An 18,618-nucleotide genomic window follows, 5' to 3' on the forward strand; every position below is an offset into this window, starting at 1 on the left:
TGGGCTGGGCCTCGGTCGCGGTGGCCCGGCCTCCGGCGCCGTCCGGCTGATCCGCGCCGCCGTCGACCACCGCGGCCTCGGGCCGCTCGCGCTCGGCCCGCGCGTCCGCGGTGCCGCCCGCCTCCGCCTCGTCCACATCCGAGGGCAGGGCGGCGGCATCGCCGAAGACCGCCTCGGGCCCCGGCGCCTGGGCGCGGTCGGCTGCGGGCGCGGGGCCCTCCTCCTCGTCCGGAACCGGCAGGCCGCGGCGGCGCAGGAGGGGCGCGATGCCCGGCTGGGCGCCGAAGAAGTCCTCGACCGCCGCCTCGAGGTCCACCGAGTAGCCCGGGGCCAAGAGGGCCTTGCGGAAGCGCTGCCCCGCCTCGTGATCGAGGCCCCCGTTGGCGGCGAACCACTCCTCGGCGTGTGCGGCGAGCACCTCGGACCACAGATACGAGTAGTAGCCGGCCGCATAGCCGTGGGAGAAGACGTGGGCGAAGTACGGCGAGCGGTAGCGCGGGGGCACCAGCGGGTCGAAGCCGGAGGCGGCGAGCACCTCGGACTCGAAGGAGAGCACCGCGTCGACCTGCTCACCGGACTCGAGCGAGTGCCAGCCCAGGTCCAGCAGGGCGGCGGCCAGGTACTCGACGGTCGCGAAGCCCTGGCCGAACGCCTGGGCGAGGGTGAGCCGATCGACGATCTCGTCCGGAATGCCCTCGCCCGTCTCCACGTGCACCGCGTAGTTGGGCAGCACCTGGGGGTGGAACATCCACATCTCGTTGAGCTGCGAGGGGAACTCGACGTAGTCGCGGGGCACCGAGGTGCCGGCGCGGCTGGGGTAGGTCGAGTCCGCGAACAGCCCGTGGAGCACGTGGCCGAACTCGTGGAAGAGGGTGCGCACGCTGTCCGGGGCCAGCAGCGTGGGCTCCCCGGGGGCGGGCTTGGGCAGGTTGAGCGTGAGCGTGACGATCGGGTGCTCGCCCGTGTACCAGGCCCCGGGCACCAGCTGGTCCATCCACGCGCCGCCGCGCTTGGAGTCGCGCGCGTACGGGTCCAGGCAGATGAGGCCCAGGGGCCGGCCGTTCTCCAGCGCCTCGATGACGCGCACGTCCGGGTGCCAGCCGCGCTGGTCGCTCGGCCGGAACTCGAGGCCGTACAGCTGGCTCGCGGCGTAGAGGACGCCGTCGCCCAGCACCCGGTCGAACTCGAAGTACTTCGCGGCCGCGGCGACGTCGATGCCGAACTCGCGCTCGCCGTAGGCGCGCAGCAGGTGGGCGAGGTCGGCCTGCTCGATGCGCTTGATGCCGAGGTCCTCCCGGATGGCCGCGAGCTCGGCCGCCAGCTGCTCCTGGGCCGGTGCGAGCAGCCTCGTGAGCAGGGCCGAGGCGTCCTCGGGATCGCCGGCCAGCTGCTCGTCGATCGCGTAACCGGCATAGGTGCGATAGCCCATGAGCCCCGCCAGGGCCGCGCGCAGCGCCGTGATGTCCGAGACGATGACGCGGGTGTCGTTGTCGTTGCCGCGCGAGCCCCGGGACAGCGAGGCGGTCATGAGGGCCTGGCGCGTGCGGGTGTCGGTGAGCTCGCACAGCGCGCTCTGCTGCGAGGTGCTCTGCAGGCCCAGCACCCACCCGGGCACGCCGCGGTCGGCGGCCCGCTGGGCCGCGGCGCCCAGCTCGACGGGGCTGAGCCCGGCGAGCGCCTGCGCGTCCTCCGGCGGCACGTGCAGCGCGGAGTCGTTCGTCTCCGCGAGCAGCACCTGGCCGAACTCCGTCTCGAGGCTGGACAGCTCGGCGCTGATCGTTGCGGCGGCCTGGCGCGACTCCTCGTCGAGCCGCGCACCGGCGTGGACGAAGTCGGCGACCATGAGCTCGTGGTGGCGCCGGTCCTCGGGCAGCAGGTCCACGAGCGAGACGGCCTCGAGGCGGGCGAACAGCTCCGGGCTGAGGAGCACGTCGAGCTCGGCGGCGTGGAGCTCGGCGTCGAGCTGGGCGTAGACCGGCTCGGCCTCCGGTGTCGCGAGCGCAGAGGAGTAGAGCCGCACGAGGGCGGCCAGCCGCAGGGCGGGATAGCGGGCCAGCTCGATCTGCAGGGTCGTGTTGTGGAATGTCGCGGGCGCCTCTGCCGCGACGATGGCGGCAATGGCCTCGGCCTGCTGGGCCACCGCGCGCTGGCCCGCGGCGCGCAGGTCCGTCGGGGCGATCGCGGCGAAGTCCGGGAGGGTCATGGCCGCGGGCTCCGCGATGGCCTGCCAGGCGGCATCGGGCGCGGGGTCGGCAACCGGCTCGGCGTCGTGCGCGGAGTCGGCACCGTGCGCGGGATCGGCCGCGGGTGCAGGCGGGGTTCCGGTGCCCTGGGCATCGTGCGGCGCTGGCGTCTGGTCGGTTTCCACGGTGACTCCTTGGCGGTGCGGTGCGCACACGTGCGGGGCGCCGGCCGCGCCGGCCCGGCTGCGGCGGAATCGCGCGCGGTGCCGGTCGAGCGCAGGTGCGGGTGCCCGCCCGTGCGGTGCGGGGCCTCGCCAAGCGGATCGGAGGCGAGGACTATCGTGGTGCTGGTGTGCCGGATACAGGGGACGATGTGCAGTGAGTGAGGGCCGATGAGCGGGTTCGCGGGCTATCCCAAGGGCCACCCGATGACCCGCAGGATCGAGATCGGCCTGCTCATGGCCGGCCTCGCGACCTTCACCCTGCTGTACAACACTCAGGCCATTTTGCCGTACTTCGCACGCGACTACAGCATTTCGCCCGCCCAGGCCGCCCTTTCGGTCTCCGCGGCCACGGCGGGGCTGGCCGTCGGGCTCATCGTCGCGGTGCCCATCTCCGAGCGGCTCGGGCGCGTGCGGGTGATCCGCTGGTCGCTGGGCGGGGCGGCGGCGCTGGGCGCCCTCGCGGCCTTCATCGACGACTGGTCGCTCTTCCTCGTGGTGCGCTTCGCCATGGGCGTCGTGCTCGCGGGCCTGCCCGCCACGGCAGCCGTGTACCTGCGCGAGGAGATCGCCCCCGAGTACTCCACGTCCGCGACGGGCCTCTACATCTTCGGCACGACCCTGGGCGGCCTCACCGGCCGCATCGCCTCGTCCGGGGCGATCGAGCTCATGCACCGGCTGGGCCTGACGGGCGCGCTGGGACTCGACGCCTCGCACCTCGCGCTGCTGTTCACCGCGCTCATCGGCGTCGGGTGCGCGATCGCCTGCTGGCTCCTGCTGCCGGAGTCGCGCGGCTTCACCGTCCACCGGGACTCCCTGCGCGAGCTCGTCGCCAAGTTCGGCCGCGCCTTCCGCGATCCCGTGCTGCTGGGCCTCTACCTGCTGGGCGCCCTGGGCATGGGCACGTTCGTGGGCGCATTCAACGTGCTGGGCTTCCGCCTCGAGGCCGAGCCGTACCTGCTGTCCGTGGGCACCGTGGGCCTGCTCTACCTCGTCTACCCCGTGGCCGGCTACGGCGGGGCGCTGGCCAACCGGCTGGCCGATCGCACCTCGCTGCGCGCGGTCATCGTCTTCGGCCCCGTCCTGGCGCTGGCGGGGGTGGGCCTCATGGCCGCGCGGCCGCTGTGGGTCATCATCGCGGGCATGCTCGTGCTGGCCGTGGGGTTCTCCATCGTCCACTCGCTGGCCTCGGCGTGGGTGGCCACGCGCGCCAACGCGTCCGTGGGGGTGCCCGCCCAGGCCGCCTCCATGTACATGCTCTTCTACTACGGCGGCTCCTCCGTCAACGGCAATCTGGCGCCGCTCGCGTGGGAGGCGGGCGGCTGGCCCGCCGTGACGTGGCTGATCGGCGCGATGATGGCCGCCGCGCTCGTCATCGCGCTGCTGCTGGGCCGCTCCAAGCCGGTGGTGCGCTGAGGGGCTCGCCGCTGAGGGGATCGGCGCTGCGGCAGCGGGCAGCGGTGTGCGGACCGGGTGCGCGGACCGGGTGCGCGAGCCGGGTGCGCGGACCGGCGGTGGGGCAAGCCGCCCTGCCGCGCGGGACGCCTGCGGGGCCGGGCGCCGGATGCGCCTACACTGAGCGGGTGAGCAAGCTCCCTGGATCCCGCCGCGGCACCCTGGGCGGAGTCGTTCCCCCGCCCCCCGCCCGACGCCTGCAGGTTCCCGCGTTCTGGATGGCCTTCGTCGGCACGCTGGGCGTGGGACTGGGCCTCATGGTGATCAACGGGCTGTCGACGATCGCCTCCGTCATCACCTACGTCGGGGTGGCGCTGTTCCTCGCGCTCGGCCTCGACCCCGTCATCCAGTTCCTCGCGAAGCGGCACATCCGCCGCGGGCTCGCCACCGTGCTCACCCTCGTCGTCATGGTGCTGGCGGTGACGGGGGTCTTCCTGCTCATCGTCCCGCCGGTCGTCGCGCAGATCCAGGCGTTCATCGGCAACCTGCCCGTGCTCATCAACGAGCTCGCCAACCGCGAATGGGTCAAGGACCTCGAGGCGCAGTTCGCGGGCTCGCTCGACCTCAACGCCCTCGTCTCGCAGGGCAGCCAGTGGGCCTCGGACCCGAAGAACATCCTGTCGCTGGGCGGCGGGGTGGTGGCGGTGGGCGCCGGCATCGCGAACTTCACCGCCGGGCTCATCATCGTCGTCATCCTCACGATCTACTTCACCGCCACGCTGCCCTCGATCAAGCGGGGGCTCTACCTGTTGGTGCCGCGCAGCCGTCGGGCCTTCACCGAGTCGGTCACGGAGGAGGTCACCCGGTCCGTGGGCCGCTACGTCTTCGGCCAGGTGCTGCTCGCCGCGATCAACGGCCTGCTGTCCTCGATCTTCCTCACGATCATCGGCTCGCCGCTGCCGGCGCTCCTCGCGTTCATCGCGTTCCTGGGCTCGCTCATCCCGCTGGTGGGCACGCTGTCCGGGTCCATCGTCATCGTGGCCTCGTGCCTGTTCGTCTCGCCGTCCATGGCGATCATCGCGGGCATCTACTACCTCATCTACATGCAGATCGAGGCCTACATCCTCAGCCCCCGAATCATGAACCAGGCCGTCAACGTGCCCGGCTCGATCGTCATCATCGCCGCGGCCGCCGGCGGCGGGCTGGGCGGCGTGCTCGGCGCGATCGTCGCCGTGCCGCTGGCCGCGAGCCTCCTCATCATCGTCCGGCGCGTCGTCATCCCCCACCAGCACAAGCGCTAGCTCCGCCGGGTCCTGCCCCCGGCGCCCGAGGCGGCACGGGCCGTCCCCGCGCGGGCACCGGGCCAGTCTGGCCCGGGCTGCCCGCTCGCCACCGGCCCGGGGGCGTTCCCTCCCCACCGGTCCGGCGGGGCCCGCTCCTCACCGTCCCGATGGGGTTCGCCGCCCCGTCGGCCCGATGGGCTCGCAGCCCCGGAGCGCCTCGGGCAGCGGGCCACGGGCGGAGCGCGGAGACCCTAGAGTGGTCCCATGAGCGACAACGACGTCACCGAGCCCTATCCCGTCCCCGATCTGTCCGGCCTGCCGGCGGATGTCCTTGCCCGGATCCGCGCCGAGGGGGAGGCCTCCGGCTTCGTGCCGAACGTCTTCCTCACGCTAGCCCGGCGCCCCGCCGAGTTCCGCGCCTTCTTCGCCTACTACGACGCGCTCATGGGCAAGGAGGGCGGCGGGCTGACGAAGGCGGACCGGGAGATGATCGTGACCGCCACCTCGGCGGCCAACGACTGCCTCTACTGCGTCGTCGCCCACGGCGCGCTGCTGCGGCTGTTCGAGCGCGACCCCCACATCGCCGACCGGGTCGCGGTCAACTGGCGCAGCGCGGGCCTGCCCGCCCGCCAGCACGCGATGCTCGAGTTCGCCCTCAAGGTCTGCGAGCGGCCCGGCGAGGTGGGGGATGCGGACCGGGCGGCGCTGTACGAGCACGGCTTCGACGACGAGGACGCGTGGGACATCGCGGCGATCACGGGGTTCTTCGGCCTGTCCAACCGGGTGGCCACCGTGGCGAAGATGGCGCCCAACCCGCAGTTCTACCTGCTGGGGCGGGTGCCCAAGGACGTCTACGCGCAGCTGACGGCGCAGCCCCCGGTGCAGGACCCGCCCGCGGCCGGCTGAGCCGGTTCCGGCGCTCTGGGCAGCCGGCCGACCGGCGACCGGACGTGCGGGCGACCTGGCCCCGGGCGGGCATCGCGACCGCAGGCGCAGCGGGCCGGCTCCCGAGGCGCCGCGGGAGCCCGTCGCGCAGCCGCGCTGGACGTCCACGATGACGGGCCGGACACCGTTGAGCCATGTCCGCTCCAGCGGTTAGGGTGTGACGCAAGCCGCATGAATGGCCCGGACCGGGCGTTCGCAACGGCCGTCAGCCGCGCGGAGCGCACGCACCGCGCGCCGGATCTCAATGAGGAGAATCATGGCAGTCTACGCACAGCCCGGCAGCCCGGACGCAAAGGTCAGCTTCAAGCCCCGCTACGAGAACTGGATCGGCGGCGAATGGACGCCGCCGACCAGCGGCAAGTACTTCGAGAACGTCAGCCCCGTCAACGGCAAGCCCTTCACCGAGGTCGCCCAGTCCAACGCGGACGACGTCGAGCTCGCCCTCGACGCGGCACACAAGGCCGCCCAGACGTGGACGAAGACGAGCGCCGCCGAGCGCGCCCTCATCCTCAACAAGATCGCGGACCGCATGGAGGACAACCTCGAGGCGCTCGCGGTGGCGGAGACGTGGGACAACGGCAAGCCCATCCGCGAGTGCCTCGCGGCGGACATCCCCCTGGCCATCGACCACTTCCGGTACTTCGCGGGCTGCATCCGCGCGCAGGAGGGCTCCCTCTCGCAGATCGACGACGAGACCGTCGCCTACCACTTCCTCGAGCCGCTGGGCGTCGTCGGCCAGATCATCCCGTGGAACTTCCCGCTGCTCATGGCGGTCTGGAAGCTCGCTCCCGCGCTGGCGGCCGGCAACTGCGTGGTGCTCAAGCCCGCCGAGCAGACCCCCGCCTCGATCATGGTGCTCATCGAGATCATCGGCGATCTCCTGCCGCCCGGCGTCGTCAACGTCATCAACGGCTTCGGCGTCGAGGCCGGCAAGCCGCTCGCGTCGAACAAGCGCATCGCCAAGATCGCGTTCACCGGTGAGACGACCACCGGCCGCCTCATCATGCAGTACGCCTCGCAGAACCTCATCCCGGTGACGCTGGAGCTGGGCGGCAAGAGCCCGAACATCTTCTTCAACGACGTCGCACAGTCCGATGACAGCTACTACGACAAGGCGCTCGAGGGCTTCGCGATGTTCTCCCTCAACCAGGGTGAGGTGTGCACGTGCCCCTCGCGCGCACTCGTCCAGGAGGGGATCTTCGACGACTTCGTGGCCGCGGGCATCGAGCGCGTGCGCGCCACGAAGCAGGGCAACCCCCTCGACACGGACACGATGATCGGCGCGCAGGCGTCGAACGACCAGCTCGAGAAGATCAAGTCCTACCTCGACATCGGCAAGCAGGAGGGCGCCGAGGTGCTCATCGGCGGTGAGCAGGCCCACCTCGACGGGGACCTGGCCGATGGCTTCTACATCCAGCCCACCGTGTTCAAGGGCACGAACAGCATGCGGATCTTCCAGGAGGAGATCTTCGGCCCCGTGCTCGCGCTGACCTCGTTCACGAACTTCGAGGAGGCGATGAAGGTCGCCAACGACACCCTCTACGGACTGGGCGCAGGTGTGTGGAGCCGCAACGGCAACACGTGGTACCGCGCAGGCCGGGAGATCCAGGCCGGCCGCGTGTGGGTGAACAACTATCACTCGTACCCGGCCCACGCCGCGTTCGGCGGGTACAAGTCCTCGGGCATCGGGCGCGAAAACCACAAGATGATGCTCGACCACTACCAGCAGACCAAGAACATGCTGGTGAGCTACTCGGAGAGCAAGCTGGGCTTCTTCTGATGAGCGAGCAGGCACTCGACCGTCCGCTGGATTCGCAGCCCACCCTGGACGGAGAGACCGAGTCCCGGGTGGCGCTGACTCCGGCGGCGGTCGAGCTCCTGCGCGAACTCATCGGCCAGCACGGCCAGCTCATGTTCCACCAGTCCGGCGGGTGCTGCGATGGGTCCTCGCCCATGTGCTATCCGGCCGGTGAGTTCCTCACGAGCGACGCCGATGTGCTGCTGGGCCGCTTCACGCTGCCCGGTGTCGATGCCGAGCAGGCCGAGCTCGAGTTCTGGATGTCCGCGGAGCAGTTCCGCTACTGGAAGCACACCCACCTGACGGTGGACGTGGTCAAGGGCCGCGGCTCGGGCTTCAGCGTGGAGTCGCCCACGGGCCAGCGGTTCCTCATCCGCTCACGGCTCGTCGGGTAGCCCGCACCGCCCCCCCAGGGTGCGAGGGGGCGGGGGAGCCGCGGGGCGGGGGAGCCGGTGGTTCTCCCGCCCCGCTTGGTCCGCACCGCTCGGGCACGGATGAGGCGCTCGGGCACGGATGTGGCGCTCGGGCACGGACGAATCGCTCGGACGCCGGTGAGCCGCTCGGGCACCCGATCCCTGGCGCCGCCGTCGCGCCTCAGAGTCCGGTGCGCCGCCCGGGAACCGCATGGCCCCACCCGCCCCCCGAGGCCCCGTCACCGCTCACGCGCTGTAGGCGGCGTCGAAGAACTCGAGCTCCAAGCGGACGAAGCGATCCCACAGGCCGACGGCCTCCGCGCGCTCCGCCTCGTCCAGGTCCGCGCCCACCCGGTCGATCTCGTCGACGATGCACTGCACCCAGGCGCGGAAGTCCGCGCCGCGGTGCAGGTCGATCCAGCCCAGGTGCTCCGGTCGGCTGGGGTCGGCGAGCTCGCGCTCGCCCCAGTCCAGGTAGAGCCACTCGGCGACGGCCATGACGATGAGGCTGCGGATGTAGGAATTGGCGTGCGCCGTGTCGCGCATTCCCTCGATCATCGCCGCCGAGGTCGCGGTCAGGGGGACCTCGCCGGCCCGCGCGGCCGACGAGCCGAGGGCCGCCAGGGCGCGCTCGAAGTAGCCGTCCTCGTCCGCGGCGAAGAAGCCCAGCTGGGCGGAGAAGCGCAGCTTGGGCTCGACGCGGTCGGCGTTGACGACGCACGAGGCGCACAGCGACAGGGCCGCATCGAAGAAGCGGTAGTCCTGTTCGAGGTAGTGGGCGAGCACGGCGTCGTCGACGCTGCCCGCGAACAGCTCCTCGACGAAGCGGTGGCCGATCGCCCGGTCCCAGGTCTCACCTGAGCGCTCGCGCAGCTGGGCGGCGAAACCGCCCGGCGCGGTGACGATGGTGGTGGTGCTCATCGCAGTCCTCCTCTGCGGGCAGGGGTGCGGCACGGCCGGGCGCCTGGGGCCCCGCTTCACGACTTCCTCCGCCGGTGCTCACCGGATCAGGTTCGAAGGGTCTGCTGCCGCACTCTCAGCGCCCGCGATGGCGCTCCCCTGTCGTGGAGCCCACCCTAGCGCACGGCCCCACGGCCCCACGGCCCCACGGCCCCACGGCCCCACGGCCCCACGGGCGCACCGCCTCACGGCCGCCCGGGCGCGCACCATCCCCGTACGCACGACCGCCCCGGCCATCGTGGGCCGGGGCGGTGGGGTGCACGCAGGGGGAGGGGCTCAGCTCTTGATGGCCGACAGCTTCTGCCACTGCTTCCAGCTGTAGGTCCAATCGGAGACATCGCCCGAGTCCGGCGTGAGGGACACCCGCGAGCCGGTGATGGAGACGGGATCGCCGTACTTCGCGGATGCGAAGTACTTCGCGGCCCGGGAGGTCGAGAGGTTGATGCAGCCGTGCGAGACGTTCGAGCTGCCCTGCACGCCCTCGGACCACGGCGCCGCGTGGACGAACTCGCCGTTGTTGTGGATGCGCACGGCCCACTGGACGGGCGTCGAGTAGCCGTAGCGCTCGGAGGTCATCGTGTAGTCGGCCGACTTCGACATGACGATGTGCTCGCCGTTGTAGGAGGGGGAGCTGGGCTTGCCGAGCGAGGCGGGCCAGTCCCACAGCTTCTTGCCGTCGCGCGTCACCGTCATCCGGTGCGTCTTCGCGCTGGCCTTCACGATCTGGGAGCGGCCGATCTTGAAGTCGAGCGTGACGTTCTTCTTGCCGTACGTCTCGTCCGAGGTCTGCACGCCCTTCATGGGCAGCTTGACCGTGACCTTCGAGTGGGCGGGCCAGTGCTCCTCGGTGCGGTAGTGGATGCTCGAGTGACCGTCGTCATCGGGCAGCCAGCCCCAGGCGCCCGTGACGCTGCGCTTCTTGCCCTTGTTGTCGGTGACCTGGACCGTCATGCGGTTCTGGATCGAGGCGCGGTACTTCTTGGGCACGATGCCGGAGAAGTTGACGATGACGGGCGCGGCGACGCCCACCGTGTCATCGTCGGCGATCTCCGTGAAGGTGCGGGTCGTCTCGCTGGAGGGCTCGGAGGTCTTGACGGTGCCGGTCTCCTCGTGGGACTGGCCGTCGTTGCCCTTGACCGTCGCCTTCCACTCGTAGGTGGAGTTGCCGGCGACCGTGAAGTCCGAGGTCCACGTCGTGCCATGCTCACCGGAGCCCGCATCATCGGAGGCGCCCGCGCTGGGGGCCGCCGAGGCGCCCTCCGAGCTCCCATCGGAGGCGCCGGCCTCCTGCGAGGCGGACGCGGTCGAATCCGCGTCGCTGTCCTCGAGCTCCGAATCGGAGGTCGAGGAGCGGTTGGCGGCGGTGAAGCCCGCATTCTGGGCGCTGGGCGCGGCGGTGCTCTCCGCCTCGTCGGCGTCCGCACCGCTGGACAGGGACCCCTTGTCGACGGGGATGTCCTTCTGCTTCGAGTCGGAGGCGCTCGCGGAGGCGAACGTGCCGTTCTCGACCCTGAGCGTCAGGTGCTGCCCGGCCTTGACCGTCTTGACCTCTTTGCCCTTGGCGTCGACGACGCTGATCGAGGGGCTGGCCTGCTCCGTGTTCGCGGAGCCGTTGTTCGAGGCGTTCTCACCGGTGCCTGAACCGGAGGGGGTGCAGGCCGCGAGGAGTGCGGCGGAGGAGATGAGGGCGGTGGCAGCAAGAAGACGGCGGGACACGCGTGGCCTCTCTGTGGAGGATGTGGATGGCTTTCACAAAGGATACGGGCCCAATGTCAACGCGCGATGACGACGGGGACCGGCCTGTGGGAGTCCACGGGGATATTGGCTTGAAGGGAGGCGGTGACCAGGGGAGATCCCTGCAACATTCGTTGCAGAATCGTGACACCTGCCGTCAGCGCGGACCGCGGGGGGCGTGCCCGGGCAGAAAAGGACTCTTCGTGCACCCGCCAGAGCCTTCTTACCCTTGCTACCTTCCGGTCCTGGGGGATTCGCAGGGTGACGCCGCACGAAGAGCCGCCTCCACAGTAGCGCACCGGGGCGCGGGAGTGAAATCCCTGCGCCCCGGTGCCCTGCCCAGCGAGCGGCGCCGCGGCGGAGCGCTCAGCACCCCGCCCACACCTCGGCGGGTGCGCTCAGTCGAGTGCGGCGACGATCGCGGCGTCGAAGGCCTCGAGGTCGGCCGGGGTGCGCGAGGTGATGAGATTGCCGTCGATGACGACCTCCGAGTCCTCCCACTTGGCGCCCGCGTTGACGAGGTCGACCTTGATGGAGCCCACGCTCGTGAGCTTGCGCTCGTGGGCGACCCCCGCCTCGGCGAGCAGCCACGGGGCGTGGCAGATCGCGGCGACCGGCTTCTGCGCCGCGAAGAACGCCTTGACGAACTCCACCGCCCGCGGGTCCCCGCGCAGCGCGTCCGCATTGAGCGTGCCGCCGGGCAGCACGAGCATGTCGTAGTCGCCGGCCGCTGCATCGGCCAGCGGCACATCGACGGCGAACTCCTCACCGCGGTCCCAGTCGCCTTTCATGGCCTGGAGGCTGCCGTCCGCGGGCGAGACGATCTGGGTGATCGCCCCCGCGGCATCGAGCGCCTCGCGGGGGCTCGTGAGCTCGGGCTGCTCGACTCCGCGGGTGACGAGGATTGCGACCTTCTTGCCTGCTGCCGACATGGCGTCTCCTTCTGTGCGTAGGTTCCGGGCCGCGCCGCGGCCGGCGCGCCCGTGGTCGGCGGATGCCGCTGCTCCAGCGGCCCCGTGCGCGGGGCCGGCGGGCGGGCGCCCCGCCACCAGCGCAACGTGCGCGGACGGGCGGCGTATTCCGTGAGGTCCCCTTGCCCTCACGCGTCCCGCGCGGTGCCGGGCGGGTCCGCGGGACCGGCGGGCGGCTCGGGGGCGGGCCGGGCGGCGATCCGGCGCAGGCGCAGGGCGGCGAGCCCGAACGCCGCGGCCAGGGCGAGCTGGACGAGGCTGACGACGCCGAAGGCGTGATCGGCGCCCAGCCGCGCGCTCAGGCCCTGGAAGGCGGAACCGAGAACGGCCACGCCCACCGCGATGCCCGTCTGTTGCATCGTCGACACGAGACCGCCGGTCAGACCCGCGATGCGCCTCGGCACCTCGGCCATGACGGTGGCAACGAGCGGCGCGAACTGCAGGGCCTGGCCGGCGCCCAGGACGACCCCGGGGAGCTGGAACCACAGCTCCCAGTGCCCGGGGGCCACCAGCGAGAGTGCGCCCACGCCCGCGAGCCCCAGTGCCTGCACGAGCGCCCCGAGCAGTAGGGCCCGGGGGCCGCCCAGGCGGGCGCTGATGCGGTGGGACAGCGCGGAGACGATGACGAAGGCGGTGGCGAAGGGGGCCAGGGTGAGGCCGGAGAGCCACGCCGGATCGCCGTGCGCGGACTGGGTGAGCAGTGCGAAGTTGTAGAGGAAGGCGCCGAAGCCCGCGAAGAAGACCGCGGCCATGATCATGCCCGCCGCGATCGTGGGGCTGCGCAGGACGCGGGGCGGCAGCAGCGGCTGGGCGCTGCGCGCCTCGGCGCGCCGCTGCTGGACGATGAGGGCGACGAGTGCGGCGACCGCCGCGGAGAGTGGGATGAGCGCGGCCGCGCCCCAGCCGGTGGACGGGCCGATCGCCAAGCCGGTGAGCAGCCCGCCCAGGGCGAGGGCGAGCAGCGCGGCCCCCGCGAAGTCGAGGCGGAGGCCCGGTTCCCCGGCATCGGCCGGCAGGCGCAGCGCGGCCCACGCGCATACCCCGCACGCGGCCGCGAACACGGCGAACGCCAGTCGCCAGCCCCAGACGGGGCCGCCGAGCGAGGTGAGCGCGCCGCCGATCACCTGCCCGCCCACGGTGCCCACCCCCGAGAACGCGCCGAACGCGCTGACGGCGCGCACGCGCGCCTGGCCCACGGCACTGAGCTGGATGATCGAGAGGATCTGCGGCATCATCACCGCGGCCGCGAAGCCCTGCAGGGCGCGCGCCGCGATCGCCATGGGCACGTTCGCGGCGCCCGCGACGAGCAGCGAGGTCACCAGCAGCCCCAGCATGCCCAGGATGAACAGGCGCTTTCGCCCGAAGCGGTCGCCGATCCGGCCGCACAGCACGATCGCGGCCGCGAAGGCGGCGGCGTAGGCGCCCACGATGAGCGCGAGCTGCGCCGGGCCGGCGCCCAGGGCCGCGCGGATCTGGGGGGAGGTGATGTTGCCCAGGGAGAAGACGAAGGTCGCGAGGAATGCCGCGAGCTGCAGGGGCCACAGGCTCGGGGCCGGGCGCGGCGCCCTCGCACTCATGCGCGCCTCCTTCCGGTGGGCTGGGGGACCACCCGCGGTGGGCCGCGGGGCGGGTCCGGGCTCCGGGTCGGCGGAGCGGTGGCTGGAGCAGCGGACGGCCGGTGCGCTGTGCGCGGCGCGGGCTTCGGTGTGCGTCATGGGGCCAGCCTGGGCGGTGCGCGGGCCCCGGGGGAGTGTCTGCCCATCCTGTCACCCGGAGCACCACCCTGGGGAGGCGTCCGCAGCGGCGGACGGGCCCCGCGGTGGGCACAATGGGCCCATGGCAGTCATCAGTCGGGCCGAACTGGCCGCCTTCCTGCGCAGTCGCCGCGATCGGCTCAGGCCCGAGGACGTGGGGCTGCCCCGCGGAGCCCGCCGGCGCGTGGCGGGCCTGCGCCGGGAGGAGGTGGCGGTGCTCGCGCACGTGGGCACCACCTGGTACGCGTGGCTGGAGCAGGGCCGCGACGTCCACCCGTCGGAGGAGGTGCTCGCCGCCATCGCCGATGCCCTGCTGCTGCGCCCCGAGGAGCGCGCCCACCTCTTCCGTCTGGCCGGCTACTCCGCGCGCGCCGCCTCTCCCGGTGTGGGCGCCATGGACGTGCGGCTGCGCGAGACGCTCGATGCGCTCTCCCCGCTGCCGGCCATGGTGGCCGATGCGCTGGGGTACTGGCACTCGTTCAACGCGGGCTACCGCTACCTCATCGCCGATGCCCATGCGCTCGTGGGATCCGCCGCGGATGCCAACTGCACGGTCCAGTCGCTGCGCAATCCCGCCTGGCGCCGTGCGCTGGCCGACGATCCCCACTACTGGCGGCTGCACGTGGCCAAGCTGCGCACGGCATTCGCCGAGGTGCCCGACGACCCCCGCTGGCCGGCGTTCCTCGAGCGCCTGCGCGAGTGGGAGGAGTTCGCCCAGGCGTGGGACTCGGGCGAGGTCATGCGCGAGGCCACCACGCGCAAGGTCTTCGACAACCCCTATGTGGGCCGCCTCGAGCTCTACGCTGTGGGGCTGGCCGTGATGGAGGACCGCCAGCTCACGCTCACGGTCTTCCAGCCGGCGGACGCGGTCACCCGGTCCCGGCTCGAGCACCTGGATGAGCTCATCCGCAGCGGCGCGATCGACGCCCTGGCCGCCCGTGCGCCGCGCCTGCGCGCCGTGTGAGCGCCGCCGGCCGTGACCGTACTGCCGAGCCGCGACTGCACTGCCGACCGTGACCGCGCCGCCGGCTGTGACCGCGCGGCGGGCGCGCCCCCCACTGGCCGTCACCGCGTTGAGCTGGGCTAGGACTCGAATGGACGGGGGTGAGCTGCGCCTGGGACGGCCGCCGAGGCCGTGGCCCCGGCGACGGGACCGTAGGATGCGGGCATGGCCACCCCACGCGACTCGCGCGCCAGCGGAGGCGCCCGGCGCCTCGCGGACCTCGACCTCGGCGCGCTCCACCAGTGGCTGCTCGCCGCGCACGGACCCCAGGACGACTGGTGGCCCGCCGAGTCCGCCTTCGAGCGCATGGTCTCCGCCATCCTCGTGCAGAACACCCGCTGGGAGAACGCCGCCGCGGCCATCGCGAACCTGCGCGAGGCCGGCCTCATGAGCCCGGAGGCGCTGGCGCGGGCCGATGCCGAGGCGCTGGCCGGCCCCGTGCGCCCCGCCGGCTTCATGACGGCGAAGTCCGCAGCCGTGCGGGGGCTCGCCGCGTGGGTGCGCGACGGAGAGCCCGAGGCGCTCGGCGACGAGGAGCTGCGCGCGCAGCTCCTCGCCCTGCGGGGCGTGGGGTCCGAGACCGCGGACGTCATCGCCCTCTACCGCTATGGGCGCCGCGCCTTCATCGCCGATGCCTACGCCCGCAGGCTGCTCGCCCGGCTCGACTACGCCGTGCCCGGCTCCTACGAGGCGACCCGCCGGCAGGTGCTGCCGGCCCTGGAGGCCTCGGGGCTGGGCGCGCGCGAACTGGGCGAGCTCCACGGGCTCATCGTCGAGGAGGGCAAGGCGGACGCCCAGCGCTCCCAGGCGCGAGCGCGGCACAGCCCGACCGCGGCCGCGCGAGCGCGGTAGCGGCGGCGGGCGCGGTCAGGCGCGTCGGAGAGCGGGGAGGCGAGCGCGCTCAGGAGTGCGGCTGGGGCGGGCCTGCCGGCGCCTCGGGCCCGCGGTCCGGTGAGCGCTGATCGCACAGCGCGGCGCCGGTGGCCAGGGCGGGCAGTCCGCCCGGGCCGGTGGGCGCCAAGACGAGCACGATGCACACGAGCGCGAAGACCGCGGCCGCACCCGGCAGCGGAAGGGCCTGCCCGGCCAGGAGGATGAGCAGGTAGCCGCCGCTGCCGCACAGGAAGCGCAGGAGGCGGGCCGGCGGAGTCGCCATGCGGGGGCGGCGATAGGCCAGGCGCACCGTGAGGTCACCCGGTGTGGCGCCCGTGGCCAGGGTGGTCGCCAGCCAGATCCCCGCCGTGGTGGCGAGCGCGATGGCCTCCGGCCAGTGGGCAAGCGCGAGGGCGCCTCTGTCCGCGCGGGCGAGCAGCTCGGCGCCCAGCCGCAGGCCCACCGTGAGGGCGGTGAGGATGAGCGTGCTGGCCAGCCAGTCGGAGAACATGCCGAGCAGGCGGCGGGGGCGCGTGACGGGGCGCGGCACCTCGGGCGCGGCATCGTTGGAGCCCCAGAGGCGGCGGGGGACCGCGAGCGCGAGCAGCGAGCCCACCAGGGCGCCCGAGGTGTTCGTGAGCATGTCGTCGACGTCGAAGACGCGGTAGGCGCAGTCGTAGAGGCCCCAGACGCCGGTCAGCTGGGTGGTTTCGACGAGTGCGGAGATCGCCAGGCCCAGGGCGCCGGCGGTGAGGAGGCCGCGCCCGCCCAGGACGCGCACGAAGAATCCGAGCGGGACGAAGAGCAGCACGTTGAGCGCCAGCTGGAGCACGAGCGGGTTGGCCGCGAACGCCCGCAGTCCGCCGCCGGATTCCGCCCACGCCCGTGCGAGGTCGCCCGCGAACTGCCCCAGGTGCGTGTTCGTCCCGGCGCAGCGCACGGTGTCCGGGGCGGGCAGCGGCAGGAGCGTGTAGGTCCAGATCGCCCAGAAGTACACGAGCGCCGCGCCCCACAGGAGCAGTCGGCCCAGCGACAGACCTCCCTGGCGGTGGTAGAGGCCCGCGACGATCGGCACGAAGAGCACGACGCCTGCCACGGCGCCCAGGGCGACCGCTGCGACGGCGGAGAGGACGTGGGGGCTCATGGGGGAGGGGACTCTTCTCTCGCGGGGGACGGGCAGGGAAGGGCAACCGGCAGGGAACGGGGCCGCGCGACGGTCCTGGTGCACGGCGCGTGTCAGCGTAGCCGAGGCGCGCGGTGGGGGCTCCGCGCGGGTGGCCGGGGATACCTGAGGAAGAGGCAGTCGGACATGCGACCCCCGGGCGACAGCGGCCACGGTCGGCAATTAGTCCGAAAAGCGGGTGGCATGTATTCTCTCGGATGTGCGTACTGAGTCTCACAAGCGCACTCCCCTCCGTCCCCCGAGTGAATGGCCTCCCATGACCCGCATCCTCCGCGCCCCGCGGCTGCTCGCCGCATTCGGCGCGCTCCTGGCACTGCTCGCCAGCAGCCTCGTCCTCCTCGCCGCCGCACCCGCTCGCGCGGCCGACTGCGCCCCCGCCTCCGGCAGCACCGACATCTCCTCCGCCGCGTACGGCGATGACGACGTCACCCTGACGGGAGGTGTGGACTACACCTGGGGACAGGAGACGAAGCTCCACATCGACTTCGGCAAGAGCAAGCAGCTGGCGTCCGTGAAGTCGGGCGACTACTTCACCTACACCCTGCCCCCGGACAGCGGGCTCGCCCCGCAGGTAGGCGGGGCGGCGTTCAATGTCACCGATCCGGCGCACGACAACCAGGTCATCGCCTGCGCCGTCTTCGACGCCCAGACCCAGAAGCTCACCGTCGTCTTCAACGACGCGGCGGCGAAGCTCCAGGGTGTGCAGGGCTGGGTGGAGCTGCGCGTGCAGATCTTCCCGCTCGGTGAGGGCACCGAGGGGCCGCGGAAGATCCGGCTGACGCAGACCAAGACCCTCGACATCACGGTCCACCCCGGCCAGGGCCCCGGCGAGGGCTTCCACAAGGACGGCTGGCTGCGCGTCGGCCTCAAGGAACCGGCATTCAGCGCGGACCGCGCGATCGTGTGGCGCATCGCGTTCCCGCGCATGCAGGAGAGGCTGACGAACGTCGAGGTCACGGACGACTCCGAGGACACGAAGTGGTCCTTCAACTGCTCCTTCATCGATGTGTCGGCCGTTCAGGTGCTGGGGCCCAACCGGGCGTTCGAGCAGCGCGATCAGCCGATGAACGACGCGGAGAAGGCGATCGCGAAGACGGTCGAGGGAGCGTGCGAGGCCGAGCGGTTCCAGGCGAAGGTCCCGGAGATCCCCGCCGGGTACATGGTCATCTTCCCCGCGCTGTACGCCAGCGTGCAGATGCCCATGGGCGGCACGTACACGAACACGGCCGTGCTGACCGCGGACCAGTGGGACAAGCCCCTGAGCACGGGGCACAAGGTCGACATGAGCGGCAACGGCGAGGGCTCGGGCGACTCGTCGACGCCGCCGGTGACCCCCACGACGACGGCTCCCGTGCCGACGACCACGGAGCCTGCGCCCACGACCCCCGCCACCACGCCGCCTGCGACGACGGCGCCCAGTGAGGCTCCGTCGCCGAACGCGAGCTCCACGCCGAGCGCGTCTGCGACGACGCAGCCCGCCCCCGGTCCGGGTGAGGCCCCAGATCCGGCGCCCGCACCCGCCCCGGGTGGCGACGACGACTCCCATGGCTCAGGTCAACTGCCGCGCACGGGTGCCGAGCTTGCCCTGGCAGTCGGCAGCGCTGCCGCGCTCATGGTGGTGGGAGCGGGGCTGCTGCTCGCCTCTCGCCGCAGGCGCCGCTGATTCGGCAAAAGCCGGGGCCTCGGGTAGAGTCTTGCGCGGAGGATTCGCCTAGCGGCCTATGGCGCACGCCTGGAACGCGTGTTGGGTTAACGCCCTCAGGGGTTCAAATCCCCTATCCTCCGCGGTGAAGACCCCCGCTTGCCCTTCGAGGGCAAGCGGGGGTCTCGCGTCTCCGGCTATGTCAGTGCCCCCTTGTATCGTCTGGGTCACTGGTGGATACTCACTCGGACGAGAGGTGG

The 18,618-nt window shown here is 72.4% G+C and carries 14 protein-coding genes, 1 tRNA gene, 1 other RNA gene and 1 riboswitch; of the genes, 9 read left to right on the forward strand and 7 right to left on the reverse strand.

The genetic code is table 11. The features are described 5' to 3' along the window. On the reverse strand, positions 1-2,368 hold a 2,368-nt coding region (locus GSY69_RS15140), incomplete at its 3' end, for a M3 family metallopeptidase (RefSeq protein ID WP_160952636.1). Positions 2,369-2,575: 207 nt separating this feature from the next. Between GSY69_RS15140 and GSY69_RS04225 the strand changes: the two genes are divergently transcribed. From GSY69_RS04225 to GSY69_RS04245, 5 genes are all read left to right on the forward strand, one after another. Then, positions 2,576-3,820, forward strand: a complete 1,245-nt coding sequence (locus GSY69_RS04225; protein WP_160952637.1) for an MFS transporter — start codon at positions 2,576-2,578, stop codon at positions 3,818-3,820. A gap of 167 nt (positions 3,821-3,987) precedes the next feature. Continuing rightward, on the forward strand, positions 3,988-5,100 hold the full coding sequence (locus tag GSY69_RS04230; RefSeq protein WP_328698759.1) for an AI-2E family transporter: 1,113 nt from the start codon (positions 3,988-3,990) through the stop codon (positions 5,098-5,100). Positions 5,101-5,346: 246 nt separating this feature from the next. Beyond that, positions 5,347-5,988, forward strand: a complete 642-nt coding sequence (locus GSY69_RS04235; protein ID WP_160952638.1) for a peroxidase-related enzyme — start codon at positions 5,347-5,349, stop codon at positions 5,986-5,988. Between the two features lie 295 nt (positions 5,989-6,283). Continuing rightward, entirely contained in the window at positions 6,284-7,807 is a 1,524-nt protein-coding gene (exaC, locus tag GSY69_RS04240; protein ID WP_160952639.1) for an acetaldehyde dehydrogenase ExaC, read from the forward strand. After that, positions 7,807-8,220 (forward strand): DUF779 domain-containing protein, encoded by a 414-nt coding sequence (locus tag GSY69_RS04245; protein ID WP_160952640.1) that lies wholly within the window; start codon positions 7,807-7,809, stop codon positions 8,218-8,220. Before exaC ends, GSY69_RS04245 begins: the two co-directional genes overlap by 1 nt. A gap of 264 nt (positions 8,221-8,484) precedes the next feature. Here GSY69_RS04245 and GSY69_RS04250 read toward each other — a convergent pair whose 3' ends face one another. The 5 genes from GSY69_RS04250 to GSY69_RS04270 form a co-directional block, all read right to left on the reverse strand. After that, positions 8,485-9,159 (reverse strand): TenA family protein, encoded by a 675-nt coding sequence (locus tag GSY69_RS04250; protein WP_160952641.1) that lies wholly within the window; start codon positions 9,157-9,159, stop codon positions 8,485-8,487. A 46-nt stretch (positions 9,160-9,205) separates the two neighbouring features. Then, a riboswitch (TPP riboswitch) is annotated at positions 9,206-9,309 on the reverse strand. Between the two features lie 165 nt (positions 9,310-9,474). Beyond that, positions 9,475-10,914 (reverse strand): L,D-transpeptidase, encoded by a 1,440-nt coding sequence (locus tag GSY69_RS04255; RefSeq protein WP_160952642.1) that lies wholly within the window; start codon positions 10,912-10,914, stop codon positions 9,475-9,477. A 207-nt stretch (positions 10,915-11,121) separates the two neighbouring features. Then, positions 11,122-11,216, reverse strand: an RNA gene (gene ffs / locus GSY69_RS04260) — signal recognition particle sRNA small type. A 114-nt stretch (positions 11,217-11,330) separates the two neighbouring features. Beyond that, positions 11,331-11,864 (reverse strand): type 1 glutamine amidotransferase domain-containing protein, encoded by a 534-nt coding sequence (locus tag GSY69_RS04265; RefSeq protein ID WP_160952643.1) that lies wholly within the window; start codon positions 11,862-11,864, stop codon positions 11,331-11,333. Positions 11,865-12,031: 167 nt separating this feature from the next. After that, positions 12,032-13,480 carry an MFS transporter gene (locus tag GSY69_RS04270; RefSeq protein WP_160952644.1) on the reverse strand — a complete coding sequence of 483 codons (1,449 nt, stop codon included), beginning with the start codon at positions 13,478-13,480 and terminating at the stop codon, positions 12,032-12,034. 259 nt (positions 13,481-13,739) lie between these two features. Here GSY69_RS04270 and GSY69_RS04275 point away from each other — a divergent pair, with 259 nt between their 5' ends. Both GSY69_RS04275 and GSY69_RS04280 read left to right on the forward strand, forming a co-directional pair. Further along, on the forward strand, positions 13,740-14,621 hold the full coding sequence (locus tag GSY69_RS04275; RefSeq protein ID WP_160952645.1) for a helix-turn-helix transcriptional regulator: 882 nt from the start codon (positions 13,740-13,742) through the stop codon (positions 14,619-14,621). A 204-nt stretch (positions 14,622-14,825) separates the two neighbouring features. After that, the gene (locus GSY69_RS04280) at positions 14,826-15,512 is read left to right on the forward strand and encodes an endonuclease III domain-containing protein (protein ID WP_160952646.1); all 687 of its coding nucleotides are present in this window, start codon (positions 14,826-14,828) and stop codon (positions 15,510-15,512) included. A 49-nt stretch (positions 15,513-15,561) separates the two neighbouring features. Here the strand turns inward: GSY69_RS04280 and GSY69_RS04285 are convergent, their stop codons facing one another. Beyond that, complete coding sequence (locus tag GSY69_RS04285; RefSeq protein WP_160952647.1) at positions 15,562-16,677, reverse strand: VanZ family protein; 1,116 nt, start codon at positions 16,675-16,677, stop codon at positions 15,562-15,564. 295 nt (positions 16,678-16,972) lie between these two features. On the opposite strand from GSY69_RS04285, the gene GSY69_RS04290 reads away from it, so the two are divergent. Both GSY69_RS04290 and GSY69_RS04295 read left to right on the forward strand, forming a co-directional pair. Further along, positions 16,973-18,379, forward strand: coding sequence for an Ig-like domain-containing protein (locus GSY69_RS04290; RefSeq protein ID WP_160952648.1), 1,407 nt, complete (start codon positions 16,973-16,975; stop codon positions 18,377-18,379). 37 nt (positions 18,380-18,416) lie between these two features. Beyond that, positions 18,417-18,501: transfer RNA gene (locus GSY69_RS04295), tRNA-Ser, on the forward strand. Positions 18,502-18,618: the final 117 nt, after the last annotated feature.

This window comes from Brevibacterium rongguiense (genome assembly GCF_009857845.1).
Lineage (GTDB): Bacteria > Actinomycetota > Actinomycetes > Actinomycetales > Brevibacteriaceae > Brevibacterium > Brevibacterium rongguiense.